This window comes from Antrihabitans stalagmiti (assembly GCF_016482825.1).
GTDB lineage: Bacteria > Actinomycetota > Actinomycetes > Mycobacteriales > Mycobacteriaceae > Antrihabitans > Antrihabitans stalagmiti.
Genome location: NZ_JAEMNV010000002.1, coordinates 598,373 through 616,500, shown reverse-complemented (window position 1 = coordinate 616,500; position 18,128 = coordinate 598,373). Strand labels below are relative to the sequence as shown.

Sequence of the window (18,128 nt, the reverse complement as noted above, 5' to 3'; positions counted from 1 at the left end):
AACGAGACAAACGAACAGGAGTCCCCGTGATCGGCGGTGATCCGGGGCGCGTCCCGGTCGGCGTGACCCTCGACAACTGGCAATCGTCGTCGCAGCTGCATTGGACCTTCCAGCACGTCGCGGACTTCCTTCCAACCGCAGTCATCTCGCGTGGCGGCGGTCCGGTGGCGAAGTTGCCGGTGGCCGGGTCCGTGTCGGCTGCGGACCTCAACGATGTCGCGACGACCCGTTCCGACGGCATGCCGACCACGGTCGGCGATGTGATGGGAACGACGGCGACCGACGGCTGGGCCGTCGCGCATCGGGGCACCCTGCTCGTCGAGGAGTACTTCGGCGGCATGGTTCCCGAGACGTCGCATCTGCTGATGTCGGTCAGCAAGTCGTTGGTCGCGGCGGTTGTCGGTGCTTTACGTGATTCGGGTGCGATCGATGTCGACGCACTGCTGACCGCGTACGTCCCCGTGCTGGCCAACTCCGGTTATGCCGGTGCGACGGTCCGAAATCTGCTCGATATGCGTTCCGGCATCACGTTTTCCGAGAACTACCTCGATCCGCTTGCCGAGGTGCGGCTGTTGGAGGAAGCGATCGGCTGGGCTCCGCGAGTGCACCCTGATGTCCCGTCGACGATGTACGACTTCCTGCTCACGTTGCCGCAGAAGTCGATTCACGGTGGCGCGTTCGAATACCGCTCGTGCGAAACGGATGTGCTCGGCTGGATCTGCGAGGCGGCAAGCGGAATTCGGATGCCGGAGTTGATGTCGCAACTCGTGTGGAGCAAGATCGGCGCTCGCCACGATGCGACCATCGGCATCGATTCGACCGGCGCGGGCATGTTCGACGGCGGGATCAATGCAACGCTGACCGACCTGATCCGGTTCGGGAGTCTGTATCTGCGCGACGGGGTTTCGCTGACCGGCGAGCAGGTGTTTTCTGCCGGTTGGCTCGCCGACACCGTCGACGGCGGGTTCGATTCCCGTGAGGCGTTCGCCAACAGCCCCGACGATCTGCGGATGCCGGGCGGCATGTATCGCAACCAGTGCTGGTTCCCGTACGAGGGCAACAATGTGTTGCTGTGCTTGGGAATTCACGGACAGATGATCTACGTCAACCGGTCGGCGGGTGTCGTCGCAGCCAAGTTGTCGAGTTGGCCGGTGCCGCAGGATGCGCAGATGTTGTTCTCGACGATTCGGGCCTTCGACGCGGTCTCGGCAGCGTTGAACGCGTCGACTGCATAGCTGTACAGGCGGAATCGAGAGATTCTGCCTGTACTTCCATGCACTCGATGCGTCAGGTGAGTGTGCCCGCTTCGAGCTCGTCGAGGTAGAGAAAGTTCGGCGCCTGCACGCCTGCTTCGGTACGAATACGGACCAGTTCTGGCGATTCGAAGAAGGCGCGTGCCGCCGCCAAGGATGTCCATTTCGAGAAGTGCACGATGTTTGTCGCATTCGAACTATCCGCCAGCACTTGATAACTCAGCTCGCCTGCGTCTCGCCGGATTGTTGCTGCGGCGTCGAACACGGACTTCCACGCGTCGTAGTTTTCGACCTCGTGAACGATCAACACATAGGGCAATAGGGCCTTCGGCCTCGTGAGTCCTTTCGGAGGGCCCGACCACCAAAAGGACTCACGAGGCGCGAAGCGCCCTACAGGAATTCCGCCGCCCGATCCGCGAGGTCGAGGACCGGCTGCGGCACAATTCCGAGCACAACGGTGACGATTGCGCTCACTCCGATGACGGCGGTCGTCAGGACGCTCGGTACGACGATGGTCGGTGGATCGCTCGGCGGTTCGGAGAAGAACATCAGCACGATCACACGGACGTAGAAGAATGCGGCGATCGCGCTGCAGATGACGCCGACGATGACGAGCGGCGCCGCGCCACCTTCGGCAGCGGCAGAGAACACCGCGAACTTGCTGACGAACCCACTCGTCAACGGGATGCCCGCAAAGGCGAGCAGGAACATCGCGAAGGTGATGCCAAGCAGCGGTGAGCGCCTACCGAGTCCTGCCCACCGCGACATGTCGGTCGCTTCGACGGAGTCGGGGAGGTTGTCGCGAACGAGGCTGACCACCGCGAACGCGCCGACCGTGCTGAACCCGTACGCGAGCAGATAGAACATCGACGACGCGAGTCCGGTTTTGTTCAGCGCGACCAGCCCGGTGAGGATGAAGCCGGTGTGCGCGACGGACGAGTACGCGAGCATCCGCTTCACGTCGGTTTGTGTCACGGCCAGAATCGCGCCGAACGCCATTGTGAGGATGGCGACGCCCCACAGCATCGGTCGCCAGTCGTCGTGCAGATCCGGCAACGCGACGTAGAAGATTCGCAGCAGCGCACCGAACGCCGCGATCTTCGTCGCTGCTGCCATAAATGCCGTCACCGGCGTCGGGGCACCCTGATACACGTCGGGGATCCACGAATGGAACGGCACGGCACCGACTTTGAACAGCAGCCCGACGGCGACCAATGCGGTGCCGATCAGCACCAGACCGCGACTGCCCTCGTCCGCAGCAATGGCGTCTGCGATACCCGACAGCCGGACGGTCCCTGCGTAGCCGTAGAGCAGCGCGACGCCGTAGAGGAAGAACGCCGACGAGAACGCGCCGAGCAGGAAGTACTTCATCGCCGCTTCTTGCGACATCAGCCGCCGTCGACGCGCCAACGCGCAGAGCAGATACAGCGGCAGTGAAAACACTTCGAGTGCGACGAACATCGTCAGCAAGTCGTTCGACGCGGGGAACAGGAGCATCCCACCGACCGCGAACATGGTGAGCGGGAAGACTTCGGTCAGGGTGGCGCCAGCCTTGGTTGCCTCCAACTCCGCGACACTGCCGGGCACCGCCGAAGCCTGAGAGGTGAAGGCGTCTGCCGACTTCGGTTCGCCGTGTGCGTCGACGGCAATATCGACCTTGCGTTCGGCCATGAACACGATCGCGAGCACCGATACAAGCAGAATCGTGCCCTGCAGGAACAGCGTCGGACCGTCGACCGCGACGGCTCCCAGCACCGCGTCGGCGTGAGTGCCTGCGAGCAGTACAACGGCGACGAACGCGGCAATCAAGCCACCGAGACTGAGCACGAGATGCAGACCGTAGCGGACGCGATTCGGCAGGAACGCCTCGACGAGAACTCCGACGATCGCAACGCCGAACACGATCAGCATCGGCGACAGTCGGCCGTACTCGATATCCGGCGCTGGCAGTGCCGAACTGGCAAGCACCGTCTCGACGGGACTCATTTGTGCGTACCTCCGTCGGTGACAGCCACGGTGGGTGCCGGATCTTGTTTGTCGATGGTGACGAGGATGTGGCCGACAGCCGGATCGACGACGTCCAAGATGGGCTTGGGGTACACGCCGAGCACGATCAATGCGACGAGAAGCGGTGTGACGACGACCAATTCGCGTGGAACGAGGTCGCGGATCTTCTCGTTGTCCGCGGCGGCGGGTCCGGTCATCACCCGCTGATACAGCCACAGAATGTAGATCGCGGCGAGAACCAGTGCGCTGGTGGCGATCACGGCCGCGACGGGGTAGCGCGTGTAGGTGCCGATCAGCACGAGGAACTCACTGATGAACGGGGCAAGGCCGGGCAGCGACAGCGTCGCGAGACCTGCGACGAGGAATGTTCCAGCGAGCACGGGAGCGACCTTCTGGACGCCACCGTAGGCCGCGATGGCACGAGTTCCCCTGCGCGAGACCAGGAATCCGGCAACGAGGAACAGTGCCGCTGTCGAGAGGCCGTGGTTGACCATGTAGAGCGTCGAACCTGTCTGGCCCTGGCTTGTCATCGCGAAGATGCCGAGAATGATGAACCCGAAGTGCGAAATCGAGGTGTACGCGATCAAGCGCATCACGTCGGTCTGGCCGATCGCGAGAACAGCGCCGTAGACGATACCGATCACCGCGAGCGTGACGATGTACGGCGCGAAGGTGGACGACGCCTCCGGGAACAGCTGCAGGCAGTACCTCAGCATCGCGAACGTGCCGACCTTGTCGACGATCGCCATCATCAAAACCGCTGTAGCGGGCGTGGATTCGACCGCCGCATTCGGCAGCCACGTGTGGAACGGCCACAGTGGCGCCTTGACTGCGAAGGCGAACATAAACCCGAGGAACAGTGCATTCAGGAGCGCCGGATCTGCGCCGAGCTCACCGGCCGAGGCCGCTGCGACGATGGCACGGAAATCGAAGGTGCCCGCCGAGAACACGTCACCCTGTCGCGCGGTGACGGCATACAGACCGATCACCGCGGCGAGCATGATGAGCCCGCCGACGAGGTTGTACAGCAAGAACTTCACCGCCGCCGCCGACCGCTTCGCACCGCCGAACCCACCGATGAGGAAGTACATCGGGATCAGCATCGCCTCGAAGAAGACGTAGAACAGCAGCACGTCGAGTGCGACGAACGAGACGATCACCATCGCTTCGACGAGCAGGAACAGCGCGAAGTAGGTGTTGGTTTCGCGTCGAGCGCGGTCGTCGGCGTCGTGCCAACCGGCGATCAGAAGCAACGGAACGAGGACCGCGGTCAGAAGCACCAACGCGAGCGCGATGCCGTCGAGGCCGAGGATGTAGCCGGCACCGAACGCCGGAATCCACTCGTGCGACTCGACGAACTGGTATTGCTCACCGCCACTGTCGAATTGGACCGCGACGGCAATCGCGAGGACGAGCACGACAAGTGCGGCTCCCAGCGCCGTCGCCTTCGCGGGTTGCTGCGAACGCGTCGGCAAGATCATCACGATGCCTGCGGCGACGAGCGGCACCAGCCACAGCGCTGTCAACCACGGGAAGTTGTCCATGCTCACCACACCCTCGTCGCGAGCATCGCGGCGACGACAAGTGCCGCGCCACCGAACATGGCCAGTGCGTAGGAGCGCACGAATCCGGTTTGCAGCTGTCTGAATCGCGCGGATGCCCCACCGACCATCGCAGCCAGACCGTCGACGGCACCGTCGACTCCGCGACCGTCGAGGAACACCAGCGACCTCGTCACTTGCTTGCCCGGCCGCATCAACGCGGCCTCGTTGAGCGCGTCGCCGTAAAGGTCTCGTCGCGCAGCCAGCGTCAGCGCGGACACGTCGTCGGGTGCAACGGTCGGAACGTCCTTCGTCGCGTACGCGCGATAGGCGACGCCGACTCCGGCGAGGACGACTGCAAGGGTCATGGCGGTCGTCACCCAGACCGGGATCGTCGGTTCGACGTGATGCGACCCGACGACGGGTTCGAGCCAATGGACAAGCGACGAGCCGATGGCGAGCAGACCACCGGCACCGACCGACCCGACCGCAAGAATGATCATCGGTGCGGTCATCGTCGACGGCGACTCGTGCGGATGAACGTCCTTGTGCCAGCGCCGCTTACCGAAGAAGGTCAGCAGCATCACTCGCGTCATGTAGAACGCGGTGAGTCCGGCGCCGAGCAACGCCGCGGCACCGAGGATGATGCCTTTCGCGCCACCGGCATCGAAAGCGACTTCGATGATCTTGTCCTTCGAGAAGAAGCCTGCGAACGGTGGTAGACCGATGATCGCGAGATAGCCGAGGCCGAACGTGACGAACGTGATGGGCATCAGTGTGCGCAGCCCGCCGTAGCGTCGCATGTCGGTCTCGTCGTTCATCCCGTGCATCACCGAACCGGCACCGAGGAACAGGCCGGCTTTGAAGAAGCCGTGGGTGAGCAGGTGCATGATCGCAAACGCGTAGCCCGCGGGACCGAGGCCTGCGGCGAGCACCATGTAGCCGATCTGGCTCATGGTCGACGCGGCGAGCGCTTTCTTGATGTCGTCTTTCGCGCAGCCGATGACGGCGCCGAACAGCAGGGTCACGGCACCGACGATCACAACGGCCAGTTGCGCATTCGGCGCGAGATCGAAGATCGAATTGGAACGTGTGATCAAGTAGACGCCTGCGGTGACCATCGTGGCCGCGTGGATGAGGGCCGAGACCGGCGTCGGACCTTCCATCGCGTCGCCGAGCCAGGACTGCAGCGGCACCTGCGCGGACTTACCGCACGCGGCGAGGAGCAGCATGAACCCGATTGCCGTCAAGACACCTTCGCTCGCACCCTCAGCGCTACCGAAGACGTCGGCGAATTCGACGGACCCGAAGGTTGCGAACATGATCATCATCGCGACGGCCAACCCGATGTCGCCGACGCGGTTGACGACGAACGCCTTCTTGGCCGCCGTCGCTGCCGAGGGCTTGTGCTGCCAGAAACCGATCAGCAGGTACGACGCGAGACCGACGCCCTCCCACCCGACGTAGAGGCCGAGGAAGTTGTCCGCGAGCACCAGCAGCAGCATCGCAGCGAGGAACAGATTGAGGTAGGCGAAGAACCGTCGCCGCTCGGGGTCGTGCTGCATGTACCCGATCGAGTAGATGTGGATCAGCGATCCGACCCCCGTGATCAGCAATACGAAGCACATCGACAGTTGGTCGAGTTGCAGACCGAAGTCGACCTGCAAACCACCAGCGGGTACCCAGCTGAAAATGTGTTGGTGCTCGAGCCGGTCCGCTGCATCACGACCCGCCATACCGACGAACAGCACGATCGCTACGACGAACGACGCCAATGCCGTTGCGGTACCGAGCAAATGGCCCCACGCATTGCTGCGCTTACCGGCCAGCAGCAGTACGACGGCGCCCAGCAACGGCAGGACCGGCAGCAGCCAGACCGTGTTCAATGCTCGGCTCCTTTACGTTTCATTTTCGTCAATGCTTCAGCAGGTTCGCGTCGTCGACCGAGGCCGACCGGCGGGCACGGAAAATGGTGACGATGATCGCGAGTCCGACAACCACTTCGGCCGCGGCCACGACCATCGTGAAGAACGCGAAGATCTGCCCGTCGAGGTTGCCGTGCATACGCGCAAAGGTCACGAAGGCGAGGTTCGTCGCATTGAGCATCAACTCGATGCACATGAACACCACGATGGCGTTGCGGCGCAACAGAACTCCGGCACCGCCGATCGTGAAGAGCAGTGCGGACAGATAGAGGTAGTTGTCGGGGTTCACCGCGTACCGTCCTCGCCTGACGGAGTGTCCGGGCGCTCGGGGATGTCGAGCAGCGTCCCGTCACCTGCCCGACCGTGATGGGCGAGGATGCGACTGATCGATTGCTGCGCGTAGGAACCGTCCGGCAACGTCGCGAGCATGTCGACGGCGTTGTGGCGTGCATAGACGCCGGGGGTCGGCAGCGGGGTCGGTCGGCCGCCGTGCAGAAACCGTTCCTCCGACAGCGTGCGCTGACCTTTGCGCGCCGTGAATCGCTCGCGATGTGCAAGCACCATCGCCCCGATGGTCGCGGTGATCAGCAGGGCACCGGTCAGTTCGAAGGCCCACACGTATTCGATGAAGATGAGCTCGGCAAGGCCTTCGACATTGCCCGCAGCGTTGGCCGCGTCGAGTCCGGCGTAACCGCCGACGGAGGCGTTGCCGATGCCTGCGATGAGCAGGATCCCGAAGCCGAGGCCTGCTGCGATCGCCGCGATCCGCTGCCCCTTCAACGTCTCGACGAGGGAGTCGGACGAGTCGACGCCGACGAGCATCAGCACGAAAAGGAACAGCATCATCACCGCGCCGGTGTAGACGACGATCTGCACTACACCGAGAAACGCAGCGTCCTGGGCGATGTAGAAGAACGCCAGAATGATCATCGTCATCGCGAGAAAAATGGCGGAGTAGACGGCTTTGCTCGCGCCGACGACGCCGAGCGCGCCGATCACGGCGATCGTGCCGAGAATCCAGAACTGCACCCCTTCGCCCGTCGAGGTCCGGGTGATCTGGTCCGCCGCGAGCATGGCGTCGGGGGTGATCATGGCTTCTCCTCGGCCGCGACCACGTTGCCGCGGTAGTAGTCCTCCGCGGTTTTGCCGTCCGCCATCGGGTGCGGCGCTTCTTCCATGCCCGGTTCGAGTGGCGCGAGCAAACGGTCCTTGGTGTAGATGAGGTCGGCCCTGTTGTCGTCGGCGAGTTCGTAGTCGTTGGTCATGGTCAGCGCCCGCGTCGGGCACGCCTCGATGCACAGACCGCAGCCGATGCAGCGCAGATAGTTGATCTGATAGACGCTGCCGTAGCGCTCGCCCGGCGAGAACCGTTCGGTGTCGGTGTTGTCGGCCCCTTCGACATAGATGGCATCGGCAGGGCAGGCCCAGGCGCAGAGTTCGCAGCCGATGCACTTCTCCAGACCGTCCGGATGGCGGTTGAGTTGATGCCTGCCGTGGTAGCGAGGAGCGGTCGGGGTCTTCACCTCCGGATAGAACTCGGTGTTCGGCTTCTTGAACATCGTCGAGAACGTGACACCGAAACCTGCTACGGGGCCGAGGAATTCAGGCATCGCTACCCTCCTGGTCGGTTGGTGCGCTGACCGATGCAACCGGCCTGCGGGTGAAGGTCGGCATCGTCTGTCCTGGCATCGGCGGGACGGGAAAGCCCCCGGCGAGCGGGTCGAACGGCTTGGTCGCTGTCGACCGATCCGGTGGTTCGTGCTTGGCCTCGGCGCGATGGCGCACCGTGTTCCATACGAAGTACGCGACGACCGCTGCGACGACGATCCCCGCCGTGACGAGGACGATGGACTGGTACTCGTAGCCTTCGTTGCGGAACGCGCGGACCGTCGCGACGACCATCACCCAGCCGAGGGAGATGGGAATCAGGACCTTCCACCCGAGGTTCATGAACTGGTCGTAGCGCAGGCGGGGGAGCGTGCCGCGCAGCCAGACGAAGAAGAACAGGAAACCCCAGACCTTCATCGTGAACCACAGGAACGGCCACCAACCGGTGTTCGCGCCGTCCCAGATGCTGAGCGGCCATGGTGCCCGCCAACCACCGAAGAACAGGGTCGTCGCCAACGCCGAGACCGTCGCCATGTTCACGTACTCGGCCAGCATGAACATCGCGAACTTCAACGACGAGTACTCGGTGTGGAAGCCGCCGACCAGTTCGCCCTCGGCTTCGGGCAGATCGAAAGGCGCACGGTTCGTTTCGCCGACCATCGACACCAGATAGATCAGAAACGACGGCAGTAGCAGGAAGACGTACCAGGTCTTTTCCTGGGCGCCAACGATTCCCGAGGTTGCCATCGTGCCCGCATAGAGGAAGACCGCCGCGAACGACAACGCCATCGCGATCTCGTAGGAGATCACCTGCGCGGTCGAGCGCAGACCGCCGAGCAGCGGGTAGGTCGAGCCGGATGCCCAGCCGGCCAACACGATTCCATAGACGCCGATCGACGTGACCGCAAGGATGTACAGGACGGCGACAGGTAGATCGGTGAGTTGCAGTGCGGTCCGGTGCCCGAAGACGGAGACTTCCGGCCCGAACGGAATGACCGCGAATGCCATAAACGCAGGCGCTGCAGCAATTACGGGCGCAAGCAGGTAGACCGGCTTGTCGACACCGGCAGGGATCAGTCCCTCTTTCAACGCCATCTTGATGCCGTCGGCGAGGCTCTGCAACATCCCCCACGGCCCGACGCGGTTGGGCCCGACACGCATCTGCATCCACGCGACAACTTTGCGTTCTGCATACACCGCGACGAGCGGTGTCAGCATCAGGAAGACGAACACGGCGAGTGCCTTGGCGACGACGAGCCACCAGGGGTCGTGGCCGAAAAGCGTTGGGTCGTAGCCGGCGCCGAGGGTCATGACGCGGCCTCCTCGCTCGCGGCGCGGATACCGACGAGGCTGCCGACCGCGGTTGCCAACTCTCTGTGCACCGCCGAGCCAGGTGAATTCTGCGGAAGCCACACGACACGGTCGGGGAGTTCGGTGACGGCCAACGGCAACGTGATCGCGCCGAGTGCCGAGCTGACCGTGACGAGCTCGCCGTCCGTGACACCGATTTCGGCCGCAGTCGTCGCCGACAGCCGAACGACGGGTGTACGCGCGGTCCCGGCGAGGTTCGGTTCGCCGTCCTGGAGTCGGCCCGAGTCGATGAGCATGCGCCAGGTTGCCAGCACGGCCTGTCCGGAACTGGGAGCCGCGGTCGAGCCGGCGTCGACTGCCGGACCCTCGGGATGGCCGCCGACCCACGCGCCCAATTGCGCGATCTCGTTCCGCGCGGCGGCCGCATCGGGCAGGGCCAGGTCTATGCCCATCTCGTCGGCAAGGGCGTGCAGCACTCGTTGATCCGGCATGGCTTCGGAGTTGCGTATCGCGGTATCGAACGGCCGCGCGCGGCCCTCCCAGTCGACGAACGTGCCCGGCTTTTCCACGACCGGAGCGACGGGGAACACGACGTCCGCTAGGTCGGTCACCGCGCTGTGGCGGAGTTCGAGGCTCACCACGAAGCTTGCGGCTTCGAGGGCCGCGGTGGCGGCATGTGGATCGGGGAGGTCGTCGAGTTCGACGCCGCCGATCACCAGAGCGCCCAGTGTTTTGGCCGCTGCCAACATTCCCGCGGTGTCGCGGCCCTGTGTTGTCGGAATGGTTGCGTGCCAGACGGATTCGACGTCGTGACGCGCATCGGCGTCGTCGATCGGTCGCCCGCCGGGCAGGAGATGGGGGAGCGCGCCCGCTTCCAGTGCGCCACGTTCGCCTGCTCGACGAGGAATCCAGGCCAGTCGTGCGCCTGTTTGCTCGGCGAGTTTCAGGGCCGCCGACAACCCGCCGCCGATCGCGCCGAGACGCTCGCCGACCAGGACGATCGAACCGGGCTCGCGCAGGGCTTCGCCGATCTCACCGTCGGCAAGTTCTGCAATAGCTACGCCTTCGGATCCGGGAATGCAGGCAACGAGGGTGCCGTTCATTTTCGTCAATCCGTCGCTGGCGTACGGCGCGATCGAGTACACCTGCAATCCTTTTGCGCGCGCGGCCTTTCGCAGACGCAGGTAGACGATCGGCGATTCTTCCTCCGGCTCGAATCCGACGAGGAGGACGGTTTTCGCTTGCTCGAGATCCGCGTAGGTGACGGTAGGGGCGTTCGACTGACTGCCTGCCATCCCCATAACTCGGCCCGCCACCCGTGCCGCCAAGAACTGGGCCTCTTCGGCCGAATGGTCGCGGTTGCGGAAGTCGATATCGTTGGTGCCCAACGCAATCCTGGCGAACTTGGAATACGCGTAGGCGTCTTCCCAGGTCGCTCGTCCGCCGACCAGCACGCCGACGTTGGCGTGGGCCGCCATCAAACCACGCGCCGCGGTTGTCAACGCCTCGGGCCACGACGCGGGTTGCAGCGTGCCGTCCGCGTCACGAACCAGTGGCGTGGTGATGCGGTCGCGCTCGGTCGCGTAGGCGAATGCCCATCGGCCCTTGTCGCAGTTCCACTCGTCGTTGACCGCAGGGTCGTCGCCCGCCATTCGCCGGAGAACTTTGCCACGTCGGTGGTCGGTGCGTTGCGCACATCCACTCGCACAGTGTTCGCAGACACTCGGGCTGGAGACGAGATCGAAAGGGCGAGCACGGAATCGGTAGGCGGTACTCGTCAACGCACCGACCGGACAGATCTGCACCGTATTGCCGGAGAAGTAGGACTCGAACGGCTCGTTAGCGTAGATGCCGACCTGCTGGTCTGCGCCGCGTTCCAGTAATTCGATGAACGGGTCGCCCGCGATCTGCTGCGAGAAGCGCGTGCACCTGGCGCATTGCACACAGCGTTCGCGGTCGAGCAGTACCTCCGTCGACAACGGAATCGGCTTGGGGAACGTCCGTTTCGTCTCGCCGAACCTCGATTCGACTCTGCCCGTGGACATTGCCTGGTTCTGCAACGGACACTCGCCGCCCTTGTCGCATACCGGGCAGTCGAGCGGATGGTTGATGAGCAGCAGCTCCATCACGCCCCGCTGTGCCTTCTCTGCAACGGGAGACGTGTACTGACTATGGACGACCATCCCCTCTGTGACGGTCGTCGTACAGGATGCGAGCGGCTTGCGCTGGCCTTCCACATCGACGAGGCACTGTCGGCAGGCACCGACCGGCTCGAGCAGAGGGTGGTCGCAGAAGCGGGGAATCTGGATGCCGATCAACTCCGCCGCGCGGATGACGAGCGTCCCCTTCGGCACGCTCACCTCGACGCCGTCGATGGTGAGGGTGAGCAGCGCCTCCTGCGCGACGCGTGTCCCTTCGACCTGATCCGTCATGCCGGCACTCCTGCGAACAGCGTCGCGAGCTGCGGGTCGAACGGACAACCGTCGCGTTCGAAATGCGCGAGGTATTCGTCGCGAAAGTACTTGATAGAGGACAGGATCGGACTCGCTGCGCCGTCGCCGAGAGCGCAGAACGACTTGCCGAAGATGCTGTCCGAGATGTCGAGTAGCTTCTCCACGTCCGTCTCGTTCCCTCCGCCTTGCTCCAGCCTCCGCAGGATCTGCACGAGCCAGTACGTGCCCTCACGGCACGGCGTGCACTTGCCGCAGGATTCGTGCGCGTAGAACTCGGTCCAGCGCAGCACCGCGCGCACCACACAGGTGGTCTCGTCGAAAATCTGCAACGCCTTGGTGCCGAGCATCGAACCTGCAGCGCCGACGCCCTCGTAGTCGAGCGGTACATCGAGGTGCGCGTCGGTGAACATCGGCGTCGACGAACCGCCCGGAGTCCAGAACTTCAGCTTGTGACCCGCGCGCACACCACCGGCGTACTCCAGCAGCTCACGAAGTGTGATGCCGAGCGGCGCTTCGTACTGACCGGGTTTGGTCACGTGGCCGGACAACGAATACAGCGTGAAGCCAGGCGACTTCTCGCTGCCCATCGAACGGAACCATTCGACGCCGTTGCGGATGATCGGCGGCACGCTTGCAATGGATTCGACGTTGTTGACGACGGTCGGGCAGGCGTACAGCCCGGCAACCGCGGGAAACGGCGGGCGCAGTCGCGGCTGCCCGCGACGACCTTCCAGCGAATCGAGCAGCGCCGTCTCTTCGCCGCAGATGTAGGCGCCCGCTCCTGCGTGCACGATCAGTTCCAAGTCGTAGCCGCTGCCGAGGATGTTCTTCCCCAAGTAGCCGGCCGCGTACGCCTCTGCGACGGCCGCCTGCAGACGCCGAAGCACGGGAACGACCTCGCCGCGGAGGTAGATGAACGCATGGCTGGATCGAATTGCGTACGCGGCGATGATGACACCCTCGACGAGAGCGTGCGGAGTGGCGAGCATCAGCGGAATGTCTTTGCACGTACCAGGTTCCGACTCGTCGGCGTTCACAACCAGATAGTGCGGTTTGCCGTCGCCCTGTGGGATGAACGACCACTTCATACCCGTCGGGAAGCCGGCACCGCCGCGGCCACGCAGCCCTGCGTCCTTGACGGTCGAAATGACCTCGTCCGGTGCCATCTGCAGCGCCGTGGCAAGCGCGTCGTAGCCGTCATGACGCCGATAGGTATCGAGCGTCCACGACTCCGGATCGTCCCAGTAGCGACTCAACACCGGAGTAAGCGGCATGTCACTCACCTCCCTTCGACGACTTCGGTGGCACCGTCGCCGAGGGCGCAGGTGCGGGCATCTCCCGCGCCGAATCCTTGGCGAGGGTCTCGGCGTCCGGGTGAGTGGCGCTCGAGTTCGCCGACGCACTCGAAGGTGGTGCAGCCATACCCAACTCACGCGCGACACGAAGACCGACCGTTGTCGGTTCACCGCCACTGCCGCCGGCTGCAAGTGCACCCGGCCGTTCGTCCGGGAAGCCTGCGAGGATGCGGGCGGTCTCGCGGAACGTACACAACGGCGCACCGCGAGTCGGTGTGACCTGCTCGCCGGAACGCAACGAATCCACGAGGGTCCGCGCCGACTCGGGCGTCTGATTGTCGAAGAACTCCCAATTCACCATCACAACCGGAGCGAAATCGCACGCCGCGTTGCATTCGATGTGTTCGAGCGTGACCTTCCCGTCCGGGGTGGTCCCGCCGTGCTCGACACCGAGATGCTCTTCCAGTGCAGCGAGGATCGCATCGCCACCCATGATGGCGCACAACGTATTCGTGCACACCCCGACGTGATAATCGCCAGTCGCCGCGCGGCGGTACATCGAATAGAACGTCGCGACCGCCGTCACCTCGGCGCCCGTGAGACCGAGCAACGCACTGCAGAAATCGATACCCGCAGGGGAGATGTAACCATCCTCCGCCTGCACAAGATGCAACAGCGACAGCAGCGCCGAACGCGAATTCGGATAGCGCGCAACAACTGTCGCGGCATCCGCGGACAGGCGATCAAGCACGTCGGCCGGATAGTCGGCCCGCGCACCCGGCCGGACCAACTGCCCCTTCTCGCTCGGACGCGGCCCGAACTGAATGAAGACAGGTTCGGATGGGCCAGCTTCGAAGGTTGTCATCGGTCGACACCGCCCATCACAGGATCGATACTCGCAACTGCCGCAATAACATCGGCGACCATGCCGCCCTCACACATCGCGGCAACAGCCTGCAGATTGGTAAACGACGGATCGCGGTAGTGCACCCGAAACGGACGAGTACTGCCATCGCTCACCATATGGACACCGAGCTCGCCACGCGGCGACTCCACAGCCACGTACACCTGCCCCGCAGGCACCCGGAAACCCTCCGTCACCAACTTGAAATGGTGAATCAAGCCCTCCATCGACGAGTTCATGATCGAGCGGACATGCTCCTTCGAGTTGCCCTGGCCGTCGTCACCGATAGTGAGATCGGCGGGCCACGCAAACTTCTTGTCCTCGATCATCACCGGCCCCGGCTGCAGCCGGTCCAAGCACTGCTCGACGATCTTCAGCGACTCGCCCATTTCCTTGACCCGGATCAAATACCGCCCGTAACAATCACTTCCGGCATCGGTCACCACGTCGAATTCGTAATTCTCGTACCCGCAATACGGCTGCGTCTTCCGAAGGTCGTGCGGCAACCCCGTCGACCGCAACACCGGACCCGTGACGCCAAGCGCCATACAACCCGTCAAATCCAGATACCCGATCCCGACAGTGCGCGCCCGCCAAATCGGATTCTCGTTCAACAACAACTCGAGATCGTGCAACCGCTTCGGCATCAACTCCAACAGATCCCGAATCTTGCCAACCGCATCCGACGGCAAATCCTGCACCAACCCACCCGGCCGCACATACGCATGATTCATCCGCAGACCCGTGATGTTCTCGAAAATCTCGAGAATCAACTCACGCTCCCGGAAACCGAACAACATCGCCGTCAACGCACCGAGCTCCATGCCGCCCGTCGCAAGAGCCACGAGATGCGACGAAATACGATTCAACTCCATCAACATCACACGAATCACGTTGGCCCGCTCCGGAACCTGATCCGTGATGTCGAGCAACTTCTCCACACCGAGGCAATACGCCGTCTCGTTGAAAAACGGCGACAAATAATCCATCCGCGTCACGAACGTGACACCCTGCGTCCAATTTCGGAACTCGAGATTCTTCTCGATCCCCGTATGCAAATAACCTATGCCACAACGAATCTCGGTGACCGTCTCACCCTCGATCTCCAAGATCAACCGCAACACCCCATGCGTCGACGGATGCTGCGGACCCATATTCACGACAATGCGCTCATCACCCGTCTGACCGACCGACGAGACGATATCGTCCCAATCCTGACCCGTAACCGTGTAATTGCCAGTGCCACCAGGCTTCACATTCGAATCAACCATCAGCGGTACGACCTCCGCTCATCAGGCGGCGGAATCTGAGCGCCCTTGTACTCCACCGGAATACCACCCAACGGATAATCCTTCCGCTGCGGATGACCAACCCAATCATCAGGCATCTCGATCCGCGTCAACGACGGATGCCCATCGAACACAATTCCAAAGAAGTCGTACGTCTCACGCTCGTGCCAATCCACCGTCGGATACACCGAAAACAACGACGGCACATGCGGATCCGAATCCGCCACCGACACCTCGACCCGAACCCGACGATTATGCGTAATCGACATCAACGCATACACCGCATGCAACTCACGACCCACATCCGCCGGGTAATGCACCCCACTCACCCCCAAACACAACTCGAACCGCAAATCCGGCTCATCCCGCAACCGCTGCGCCACCTCCGGCAAAAACTCCCGCCGCACATGCAACGTCAACTCACCCCGAAACACCACGACCAACTCCACCGCATCCTCGAACCGCACACCCACATCCGACAACGCAGCCGACAAACTATCCGCCACCTCATCGAAATACCCACCGAACGGACGAGACGCACCAGCCGCCAACACAACCGGACGAACCAAACGCCCATACCCCGACGTATCGCCGGTCCCAATAGCTCCAAACATGCCGGTGTGAGATTGGCTCGCTCCGCGCTGTGTTGTCTGGCTCGCTCCGCTCGCTGGCGCCGATTGGGCTTCGTCGCGTGAGCTTCCCTCCTCACTCACTCGCTTCGCTCCTGTGTTGGATTGGCTCGCTTCGCTCGCCGGCGCCGATTGGGCCTTGTCGCGTGAGCTTCCCTCCTCACTCACTCGCTTCGCTCCCTCGTTCGTCAGTCCAGCTCACGCGGCCCAATCGGCGCGGATCTGCTGGTTTGGTCATTTCAGGAGGCCCTTCATTGCGAAGGTCGGGGTCGAGGCCAGCGCCGCCTTCTCCGCCTCCCTCACCGCCTCTTCTCTGTTCACTCCGAGGGGCATCTGCTGGATCTTCTCGTGCAGCTTCAAAATCGCATTCAGCAACATCTCCGGTCTCGGCGGACAACCCGGCAAATAAATATCCACCGGCACCACGTGGTCGACACCCTGGACGATCGCGTAGTTGTTGAACATCCCTCCCGACGACGCGCACACACCCATCGCGAGCACCCACTTCGGCTCCGCCATCTGGTCGTAGACCTGCCGCAGCACCGGCGCCATCTTCTGGCTCACCCGGCCCGCCACGATCATCAGATCCGCCTGCCGCGGCGACGCCCGAAACGCCTCCATGCCGAATCGTGCGATATCGAATTTTCCGGCACCCGTCGCCATCATCTCGATCGCGCAGCACGCAAGCCCGAACGTCACAGGCCACAACGAGCCCTTACGCGCGAAACCCGCCAACCCCTCGACAGTGCTCAGCAGAAAACCACTCGGCAGATTCTCTTCGAGACCCATGTCGACTTCTCTCCCTGACTCCTAGATCGGCCTTGCAACAGCCCGAGCGACCCACGCAGCTAGTCCCAACTGAGACCACCTCGCCGCCACTCGTACGCATACGCCACCGAGACGTTGAAAATGAACAAGCCCATCGCGAACAGACCGAAGAAGCCGAGCGCATCGAAGTGCACAGCCCACGGATACAGAAAGACGATCTCGATATCGAAAATGATGAAAAGCATTGCGGTCAAGTAATATTTGACCGGATAGCGACCGAAACCCATCGGCTGAGCAGCAGGCTCGATGCCGCACTCGTACGCCTCTAATTTGGCGCGGTTGTACCGCTTCGGACCAACGATGAGAGCCATGATCACCGAAAAACCGGCAAACCCCACGGCAATTGCGCCGAGGACCAGAATCGGAACGTAGGCGTTCATTGCAGACACCGCCCGTCGGACGACGCCAGGAAAGACCGGACGGTCGTTCTTCGGGTGTACGCAGAGAAAATTGCCGGGTGACTACCTAGTCCGAAATGCCAGACTCGGCCCATACGGCGCTCCTGCTCCGACGCTGTTCGAGCAAACTCCTCATGGCCCGAAAACTTCTCGCGCCCTGTCTATGTGAGCTATCACACAGCCTAGCGTTGATCCCCGTCAGCGCGTGTTCGTTTACCTAAACTATCGACTTTCGGGTGGGTCGCAGCAGCCCGACCACCGCACCTGCGAGCCTGATCGGATCGATCGGATGCGGAACCGCTGCCTCGGCCCGCGACCACGACGCAAGCCAGGCATCATCGGCTCTACCAGTCAGAACGAGGATCGGCGGGCAGTTGTCGATCTCGTCTTTGAGTTGCTTCGCGATCCCCATGCCGCCGACTGGGACGGCCTCGCCATCGAGAATCGCAAGGTCGATTCCACCCGCATCCATGTTGGCTATGACGACGGCGGCAGTTGCCACTTCGATGTATTCGAGTTGTGGAACGTCGGGGTGCGGGCGCTTTCCGAGTGCGCGCATCACCTGTTGGCGGGTGCTGGAATCGTCGCTGTAAACGAGGATCCGCACCCGCGCCGAGGTGTCGGTTTCAGCGGTCGAGTCGGTCACATCAGCGATGCTACCGGCGATGTGACGGCCGTCACGATCGC

Annotated in this window: 17 protein-coding genes; 1 reads left to right on the top strand and 16 read right to left on the bottom strand. The window is 63.1% G+C overall.

The features are described from left to right. Positions 1–26 precede the first annotated feature (26 nt). Positions 27–1,235: a serine hydrolase domain-containing protein gene (locus JGU71_RS07165; protein ID WP_307829541.1), complete on the top strand. Its 1,209-nt coding sequence runs from the start codon at positions 27–29 to the stop codon at positions 1,233–1,235. Positions 1,236–1,287: 52 nt separating this feature from the next. Here JGU71_RS07165 and JGU71_RS07160 read toward each other — a convergent pair whose 3' ends face one another. From JGU71_RS07160 to JGU71_RS07085, 16 genes are all read right to left on the bottom strand, one after another. Next, positions 1,288–1,563, bottom strand: a complete 276-nt coding sequence (locus JGU71_RS07160; RefSeq protein ID WP_199703324.1) for an antibiotic biosynthesis monooxygenase — start codon at positions 1,561–1,563, stop codon at positions 1,288–1,290. Between the two features lie 80 nt (positions 1,564–1,643). Continuing rightward, positions 1,644–3,239: an NADH-quinone oxidoreductase subunit NuoN gene (gene nuoN / locus JGU71_RS07155; protein WP_199703323.1), complete on the bottom strand. Its 1,596-nt coding sequence runs from the start codon at positions 3,237–3,239 to the stop codon at positions 1,644–1,646. After that, entirely contained in the window at positions 3,236–4,804 is a 1,569-nt protein-coding gene (locus JGU71_RS07150) for an NADH-quinone oxidoreductase subunit M (protein WP_199703625.1), read from the bottom strand. The genes nuoN and JGU71_RS07150 overlap by 4 nt, the downstream gene beginning before the upstream one ends. Positions 4,805–4,806: 2 nt before the next feature. Next, positions 4,807–6,687, bottom strand: a complete 1,881-nt coding sequence (nuoL, locus tag JGU71_RS07145) for an NADH-quinone oxidoreductase subunit L (RefSeq protein ID WP_199703322.1) — start codon at positions 6,685–6,687, stop codon at positions 4,807–4,809. A gap of 28 nt (positions 6,688–6,715) precedes the next feature. Then, the gene (gene nuoK / locus JGU71_RS07140; RefSeq protein WP_199703321.1) at positions 6,716–7,015 is read right to left on the bottom strand and encodes an NADH-quinone oxidoreductase subunit NuoK; all 300 of its coding nucleotides are present in this window, start codon (positions 7,013–7,015) and stop codon (positions 6,716–6,718) included. Continuing rightward, positions 7,012–7,818 carry an NADH-quinone oxidoreductase subunit J gene (locus JGU71_RS07135; protein ID WP_199703320.1) on the bottom strand — a complete coding sequence of 269 codons (807 nt, stop codon included), beginning with the start codon at positions 7,816–7,818 and terminating at the stop codon, positions 7,012–7,014. Before JGU71_RS07135 ends, nuoK begins: the two co-directional genes overlap by 4 nt. Next, a complete protein-coding gene (gene nuoI / locus JGU71_RS07130) occupies positions 7,815–8,336 on the bottom strand; it encodes an NADH-quinone oxidoreductase subunit NuoI (RefSeq protein ID WP_199703319.1) in 522 nt (173 codons plus the stop codon). The genes JGU71_RS07135 and nuoI overlap by 4 nt, the downstream gene beginning before the upstream one ends. Further along, positions 8,329–9,645 (bottom strand): NADH-quinone oxidoreductase subunit NuoH, encoded by a 1,317-nt coding sequence (gene nuoH, locus JGU71_RS07125; protein ID WP_199703318.1) that lies wholly within the window; start codon positions 9,643–9,645, stop codon positions 8,329–8,331. Before nuoH ends, nuoI begins: the two co-directional genes overlap by 8 nt. Beyond that, positions 9,642–12,077 carry an NADH-quinone oxidoreductase subunit G gene (locus tag JGU71_RS07120; RefSeq protein ID WP_199703317.1) on the bottom strand — a complete coding sequence of 812 codons (2,436 nt, stop codon included), beginning with the start codon at positions 12,075–12,077 and terminating at the stop codon, positions 9,642–9,644. Before JGU71_RS07120 ends, nuoH begins: the two co-directional genes overlap by 4 nt. After that, positions 12,074–13,372, bottom strand: coding sequence for an NADH-quinone oxidoreductase subunit NuoF (gene nuoF, locus JGU71_RS07115; protein ID WP_199703316.1), 1,299 nt, complete (start codon positions 13,370–13,372; stop codon positions 12,074–12,076). The genes JGU71_RS07120 and nuoF overlap by 4 nt, the downstream gene beginning before the upstream one ends. A gap of 1 nt (position 13,373) precedes the next feature. Continuing rightward, the gene (nuoE, locus tag JGU71_RS07110; RefSeq protein ID WP_199703315.1) at positions 13,374–14,258 is read right to left on the bottom strand and encodes an NADH-quinone oxidoreductase subunit NuoE; all 885 of its coding nucleotides are present in this window, start codon (positions 14,256–14,258) and stop codon (positions 13,374–13,376) included. Next, the gene (nuoD, locus tag JGU71_RS07105; protein WP_199703314.1) at positions 14,255–15,568 is read right to left on the bottom strand and encodes an NADH dehydrogenase (quinone) subunit D; all 1,314 of its coding nucleotides are present in this window, start codon (positions 15,566–15,568) and stop codon (positions 14,255–14,257) included. Before nuoD ends, nuoE begins: the two co-directional genes overlap by 4 nt. Continuing rightward, the gene (locus JGU71_RS07100; RefSeq protein WP_199703624.1) at positions 15,568–16,299 is read right to left on the bottom strand and encodes an NADH-quinone oxidoreductase subunit C; all 732 of its coding nucleotides are present in this window, start codon (positions 16,297–16,299) and stop codon (positions 15,568–15,570) included. Before JGU71_RS07100 ends, nuoD begins: the two co-directional genes overlap by 1 nt. A gap of 150 nt (positions 16,300–16,449) precedes the next feature. Beyond that, positions 16,450–17,004 (bottom strand): NuoB/complex I 20 kDa subunit family protein, encoded by a 555-nt coding sequence (locus JGU71_RS07095; RefSeq protein ID WP_199703313.1) that lies wholly within the window; start codon positions 17,002–17,004, stop codon positions 16,450–16,452. A 59-nt stretch (positions 17,005–17,063) separates the two neighbouring features. Next, complete coding sequence (locus JGU71_RS07090) at positions 17,064–17,423, bottom strand: NADH-quinone oxidoreductase subunit A (RefSeq protein WP_199703312.1); 360 nt, start codon at positions 17,421–17,423, stop codon at positions 17,064–17,066. Positions 17,424–17,658: 235 nt separating this feature from the next. Further along, positions 17,659–18,087 (bottom strand): Rv3143 family two-component system response regulator, encoded by a 429-nt coding sequence (locus JGU71_RS07085; protein WP_199703311.1) that lies wholly within the window; start codon positions 18,085–18,087, stop codon positions 17,659–17,661. Positions 18,088–18,128 lie beyond the last annotated feature (41 nt).